Source organism: Kitasatospora sp. NPDC101235 (assembly GCF_044767505.1).
GTDB lineage: Bacteria > Actinomycetota > Actinomycetes > Streptomycetales > Streptomycetaceae > Kitasatospora.
This window is the reverse complement of record NZ_JBIWNZ010000017.1, coordinates 52,788-58,801: the sequence shown is the minus strand read 5'-3', so window position 1 is coordinate 58,801 and position 6,014 is coordinate 52,788. Positions and strand designations below refer to the sequence as shown.

The following is a 6,014-nucleotide window of genomic DNA, read 5'->3' as shown; positions in this document are numbered from 1 at the left end:
GCCCCTCGGGGCGCCGGCCGCCCCCCCCCCCCCCCCCCCGGGCCCCGCCCCCCCCCCCCCCCCCCCGGGGGGGTGGGGTCGGGCGCCCCCCCCCCCCCCCCACTCCGCCGGCTGTCGCAGCCCCCGTCTCAGCGCTGAATCACCGAGGCGAGCCGTGACACGTCGGAGGCTGTCATTGTCGTGAAGCCGTTGCCGGCGTGTCATCCGGATTCCTGGTGCCTTCGACAGCGGATCAGAGCTCCGGCGATGCCGGCGAAGGCGAGGAGGCGTTCGGCCTTGCGCTCGTGCGGAATCAGGGAAGGCCGTGGGCCGTCCGGCGGGCCCTCCGCTCGGAGCGTCAGAGCCGGTGCAGCGCCACCTCGCAGAGCCTGCACCGCTGCTGCTCCAGCTCGGGCGGGTACCACGGCTCGCCCGGCCGGGTGGGGCGGTAGTGGGCGTGCTCCATCGGAGCGGTGTCCAGCCCGCAGAAGGTGCGCGCCTGTGGGTCCTCCGGGACGTCCGGGTCCTGGCCGGCGGCGTGCACCGCGACCACACCCGGGCCGACGCCCTCGGGGCCGAGGGCCTGGTCCGGGGCCAGTTCGAAGAGGACGACGATCGCAGCCACGGTCCCACCGTGGCGGGCGGCGGCCGTCCGCGCATTTCGATCTTCACCCCGCCGGGGCCATCCGGCCCCGGATTGTCGCGCCGTGAACCTGTCAAAGCAGTGCCCGCGTGCTCCAAGATGACAGCGCACGCCTCGAACGACCGACCGCACCGACCCGACCGGACCCCGAGGAGCCGCACCATGGGCATCGCACGTCGTGAACTTCTCAAGTGGGGCGCGGGATTCGGCGCCGCCGCCGTCGCAGGCCCCGCCCTGCCGGGCAGCGCCTCGGCCGCCTCCGACGCCACCACCCCGCGCGGCCTGCCGACGGACAGCTGGATGAGCCGTCTGAGCGGCAACCTCTCCCTGCTCGACCTCACCATCCCCGGCACCCACGACTCCTGCTGCGAGAACCCCGCCTACGGCACCGAGTGGTCGCACACCCAGAACTGGGGAATCCCCCAGCAGCTGAACGAGGGCGTCCGCTTCCTCGACATCCGCTGCAACGGCCTCCAGGGCGCGCCCGACGAACTCGGGATCTACCACTCCGACAACTACCAGCACATCCGCCTCCAGGACGTGCTCGACCAGTGCCGGTCCTTCCTCCGCTCACACCCCGGCGAGACCGTCCTGATGCGCCTGCGCAACGAACGCGCCGGCGGCCAGTCGCTCGACGACACCGAGTTCATGCGGCGGGTCAACCACTACCTCGACGCGCTGGGCTACCGCGACCTGTTCCACTTCTACGGCTGGCCGACCCTCGCCACCGCCCGCGGGAAGGTCGTCCTGATCGCCGACTTCGCCAACCCCTGGGGCCTGATCGGCTGGTCCAGCGGCGAGAACGGCTACTTCGACACCCAGGACCTCTGGCAGACCGGCGGCCTCGACCCCCTCGGGACGAAGGGCCAGCGCATCGTCGCCCAGTTCGACAAGGCCTTCCTCAACCCGTCCTACCCGAAGATGTTCGTCAACTTCCTCTCGTACGCGGGTGGTTACTGGCCCAAGACCAGCTCGCAGTCCCTGATGGACCGCACGGTCTACCCCTACCTGAACGCCCGCACCCAGCAGCGCGCCCGGTTCGGCATCGTGCCGATGGACTTCCCGGACTTCCACGTCAACGTGCTGCAGATGCTGGTCGACAAGAACTTCGCCTAGGAGGGCGGACGGTGGCCCCCCGCACACCGAGGGGCCACCGCCCGGACGTCACCGCCCGGAACGGCCCGTGGCGAGCACGCTCCCCCGGCAGTAGAGGCCCGCCGCCGCCTCGACGACCAGCACGGCCACGCCGAGCCAGGTGGCGATCCGGAAAGCCCCCCAGGTGACGAACACGACCACGGCGACCACCGCCACCGCCAGGACCAGGAACAACAGCGTGATCACCACGCCGCCCAGCAACCGTCTGCCCCCGGCCCGCCGGACCCGCCTTCCGCAGCGCATCGTCCGCGCTGGACCCCTGCCCGTCGTCCCCGCTCATGCGCGCCTCCTCCCGGACCCTCCCCAGCCTAACCAGCGGGGCCTCGGACGTGGACCCCGCCCGCCCCTCTTCCGCATCGGCCCGGGGATGTAAACCCGTGGGCCAATACGAGGTGACGGATGATCAATCGACGGGCTGATGCTGCCCGCCCGGCCCGCGTGGCAGCGTTCCAGGCATGGACACCACGCCGATGGACAGCACGCCGATGAACAGCCCCTCGACGGACGCCACGCCGACCGCACGCCGTACCGGACCGACCCGCCGCCGCATGCTGGGCACCGCACTCGCCCTGGGCGCCGTCGCGCCGCTGGGCCTCGCCCGCACCGCCTCGGCCGCGCCCGCCCCCGCCTCCTCCGGCACCGCCTCCTCCGGCACCGGCTCCCCCGCGCGGCTCACCCTGCCCGCGCCCACCGGCCCCTTCCCGGTGGGCATGGTGCCGCTGCACCTGCGCGACGAGTCCCGGCTCGACCCGAACGCCAGGCCCGGAAAGTTCCGCGAGCTGATGGCCACCGTCTGGTACCCGGCCCGGGCCGCGGACGCCGACGCGCACCCGCTCGCCCCCTGGATGACCGAGGGCGCCCTGAAGGCCCTCCTCGACGACGTCGGCTTCCCGCTGCCCCTCACGCTCGCCCCGCTCACCGCCGGCCACCAGGGCGCGCCCGTCCACCGGACCGGCCGACCGCTGCCCGTCGTCCTCTACTCGCACGGTGCGGGCGGCCACCGCGCCGAACACACCATCGGGGTCCAGGAGTTGGCGAGCCACGGCTTCGCCGTCGTCACCGTCGACCACACCCACGACGGCATCACCGAGTTCCCGGACGGGACCGTCGTCACCCGGGACGGCGTCGCCCCGGGGCTGTACCCGAGGGATTACGCCGCCGACCTGCTCTTCCTGCTCGACCGCGTCGTCGACCTCGCCAACGGACGCAACCCCGACGTCGACGGCCGCACCTTGCCGGCCGGCCTGCTCGGTGCCCTGGACGCGCGGAACATCGGCGCCTTCGGCTGGTCCAAGGGCGGCACCGCCGTCGCCCTCGCCATGGTCGCCGACCCGCGCATCCGCGCCGGCCTCACCTTCGACGGCCGGATGGAGTCGAACCCCGCCATCACCACCGACATCGACCGGCCGTTCATGCTGATGACCGCCAACTACACCCGGGCCGCCAGCCCGTACGTCGAGACCTTCTGGGGCCACCTGCGCGGCTGGCGCCTCGACGTCCAGGCCACCGGCGCCATCCACGGCTCGTACGGCGACAACATGACGCTGATCCCCCAGGCCGGCAGGCTGCTCGGCATGACCGAGCAGCAGATCCAGTCCCAGGTCGGCACCCTCGACCCCGACCGCGGCGTGCTCATCCAGCAGGCCTACCCGCGCGCCTTCTTCGACCTCCACCTGCGCAACCGGCACTGCGGCAACCTGCTCGACGGGCCGTCGAAGGCCTTCCCCGAGGTCGTGTACCACCCGTAGGCCCGGTACGGCGGCGGGCGGCCGCCACGGGGTTGCGGCCGCCCGCCCCTACCCCCGACCACCGACCACCGACCCGGCACAACACCACCGGCACAGCCCCGGATCATTCCACCACCGTGCCGATGGCATGCCCCTTCTGCCGGAGGAAGGGCTCCTTGGTGACGTTCCCCGAGTCCAGCTGCAACCGCTCGCCGGCCTCGTCCTTGACGTACCGGAAGTACCGCTCGCACGTCACCGCCCCCGAATCGGAGGTCAGCACGGCACTCGCGCCCCGCCCCGCACCCTCGATCCGCTCGTAGTGCCAGGTGCCCTTGAGGTGCTCCTGCTGGTCGGACACCGGCTTGAAGCACACCGCCGGCAGCAGACTCACCTGCCCGAGCGTGCCGCCCTTCAGGAACTCGATCTCACCGGCCCCCGACCGCCAGTACCCGACCACGGGCGCGTTCCCCCCGCTCCCGCCGGCGCACCCCACCACCAACGACAACAGCCCCGCCAGCACCACGGCCCGCCCGCGAACGCCGTTCACCGCCCGCCTCCGTTTCCGGACTCCCCCGCACTCACCACTGCCACTCAGGACTTCGTCATCAGGAAGCCCGGGCTCTTCAGGAGCCACAGGTCCTTCCCGTTCTCCTCGGCCGTCAGCCAGAACATGCACGTGCCCCCGTCGTCCTTCCGCTTCGCCTCCACGTGGACCGCGGGACCGACGTCGTCGAAGAAGGACTTCTGCCACCGCCCCTCGATCTCCGTCGGCCGTGCCTTGTCCGCCGCAGAGCTGCTGCACACGTACGCCGGCACCTGCGCGGACCCGACCCGCCCCTCCGGCATGAACTCCACGACGGCCGTCCCCCCGCTCCACCGCCCGACCGGATCCGGCACCTCGGGCCAGGACGGCTGGAGCTTCTGCCACGCGGCCCACCCGGCCCACCCCAGCCCGCCCGTGACCACCAGCCTGGCGGCCGTACTCCACAGCACGATTCGCAGGTCCTTCACGCACCCCTCCCTCAAAGGATCTCCCGCACACCGGCGAACACCGGGAGCGCCCCACCCGACGACCGGATGGGGCGCTCCCGGAACGGCTACTGCCGGACGAAGGGCTCGTCCGCTCGGTAGCTGTGAGCCGCAGGTCACTCGGCGAAGGACGTCACGATCCCACTCAGGATCACCAAGGACGAGACGACGATGAACACCCATCCCGTGATCCGGAGACCGCGAGCCGGCCCGTCCGTCGAGGACCTCCTGGAGGACTGCGTGAGCATCTTCGAGAACCCTCGAAAGTCCGTGACCACGGCTATCCCGAGGAACAGGGGGATCAGAAAGGGCAGGGCTCTGAGCAAATCCACGAGAACTCCCAAGAGGCCGCTGGGGACAATGAGGCGGTTGTGCGGGATCGGCCCGGAGAACCTATCAGGCGAGCGCTCGAACTCCCAGAGCTGCCAACCCGGTTCAGGACAGCCGGCCCGTAGTTGTCGTGGAATATGTCCACATGAACCCGGCCGGCGAGGCCCTGGATCGCCGCCGCGGGTCCGCACGGCCGACCGGATCGCCGGCCCTGCGGGCGTCGGCGATCCGGTGCTGCGGATCCGGCCCCTCGCCGAACGCACGAGGCGTTCGGCGAGGGGCCGGATTGCTGTCGGGAGGAGGCCGGTCAGGCGCTCACGCCCGGGCCGGCGGCGGCGGTCGGGGCGGTGGTGCTGCCGGCCTTCGCGCCGAGGGTGCGTTCGACCTTGGCAACGGCGGTGCGGTACTGCTGGGAGGCGGTCTGCTCGGAGGCGCCCTGGCGTTCGAAGAAGCCGAAGGCCATGGCCACATTGCCGAAGCGCTCGATGCCGACGTAGCCGTTGAGCTGGACGCCGGCCAGGGTGCCGTTGACCTGGACCGCGGGGGCGTCCTGACGGTCGCCGAGGGTGACCGGGGTGACGGTGAAGGTCACGGTGTCCTCGGGGCCGGCGTTGAAGGTGATGCTGTGGCAGGTCCGCAGAGCGTCGGCGGCGGCGTCGAAGTCGGCGGCGAGCCGGTCGGGCACCTCGGCCGCGAGGACCTGGGTGACCACCGGGCTGCCGTCCGGGCTGTCGAGTGCGACCGCGGCGCGCGGGACGTCCGTGCCGGTCTGGGTGGCGTGCATGTTGATCAGGGCGCTGAGTGCGTCGCAGCCGGTCACCGGGGTCGGGACCTCGCCGGCGCTCGGGCTCTGCGTCACCGGGATCGCGGTGTGGCCGGAGCCGAGGTCGGCCGCGGTCAGCAGGGCCGACGTCAGCTGGTCGGCGGAGGGCAGGTCCTGGGCTGGTGCGGCCGACGTCAGCCGGCCGGCGGAGGGCAGGTCCTGGGCTGGTACGGCCGACGCCGGCAGGGCCGTCGGGCCCAGGGCGACCGCCACAGCGGCGGCCGCGGCGGTGAGGGCGTGGATGGGCCTGGGAAGAGACATGCGGGGCCCCCGGTCGAGAGTTCGGGCAGGGACAGGCCACCAGTGTCCCACCGGGGGCGGGGCGGGG

General features: G+C 72.5%; 7 protein-coding genes. 2 read left to right on the top strand and 5 right to left on the bottom strand.

What is annotated here, in order from left to right:
- Positions 1-337: 337 nt before the first annotated feature.
- Positions 338-604 (bottom strand): hypothetical protein, encoded by a 267-nt coding sequence (locus tag ACIRRH_RS26160; protein WP_403071990.1) that lies wholly within the window; start codon positions 602-604, stop codon positions 338-340.
- A 180-nt stretch (positions 605-784) separates the two neighbouring features.
- Here ACIRRH_RS26160 and ACIRRH_RS26155 point away from each other — a divergent pair, with 180 nt between their 5' ends.
- Positions 785-1,738 (top strand): phosphatidylinositol-specific phospholipase C, encoded by a 954-nt coding sequence (locus tag ACIRRH_RS26155; protein WP_403071987.1) that lies wholly within the window; start codon positions 785-787, stop codon positions 1,736-1,738.
- 48 nt (positions 1,739-1,786) lie between these two features.
- On the opposite strand, the gene ACIRRH_RS26150 is transcribed toward ACIRRH_RS26155, so the two are convergent.
- Positions 1,787-1,966 carry a hypothetical protein gene (locus tag ACIRRH_RS26150; RefSeq protein ID WP_403071984.1) on the bottom strand — a complete coding sequence of 60 codons (180 nt, stop codon included), beginning with the start codon at positions 1,964-1,966 and terminating at the stop codon, positions 1,787-1,789.
- A gap of 266 nt (positions 1,967-2,232) precedes the next feature.
- Between ACIRRH_RS26150 and ACIRRH_RS26145 the strand changes: the two genes are divergently transcribed.
- Positions 2,233-3,525 (top strand): alpha/beta hydrolase family protein, encoded by a 1,293-nt coding sequence (locus ACIRRH_RS26145; RefSeq protein WP_403071981.1) that lies wholly within the window; start codon positions 2,233-2,235, stop codon positions 3,523-3,525.
- A gap of 103 nt (positions 3,526-3,628) precedes the next feature.
- On the opposite strand, the gene ACIRRH_RS26140 is transcribed toward ACIRRH_RS26145, so the two are convergent.
- The 3 genes from ACIRRH_RS26140 to ACIRRH_RS26130 form a co-directional block, all read right to left on the bottom strand.
- Positions 3,629-4,051: a hypothetical protein gene (locus ACIRRH_RS26140; protein ID WP_403071978.1), complete on the bottom strand. Its 423-nt coding sequence runs from the start codon at positions 4,049-4,051 to the stop codon at positions 3,629-3,631.
- Positions 4,052-4,095: 44 nt separating this feature from the next.
- Positions 4,096-4,515, bottom strand: a complete 420-nt coding sequence (locus tag ACIRRH_RS26135) for a hypothetical protein (RefSeq protein ID WP_403071975.1) — start codon at positions 4,513-4,515, stop codon at positions 4,096-4,098.
- Between the two features lie 655 nt (positions 4,516-5,170).
- Entirely contained in the window at positions 5,171-5,947 is a 777-nt protein-coding gene (locus ACIRRH_RS26130; protein ID WP_403071972.1) for a hypothetical protein, read from the bottom strand.
- Positions 5,948-6,014: the final 67 nt, after the last annotated feature.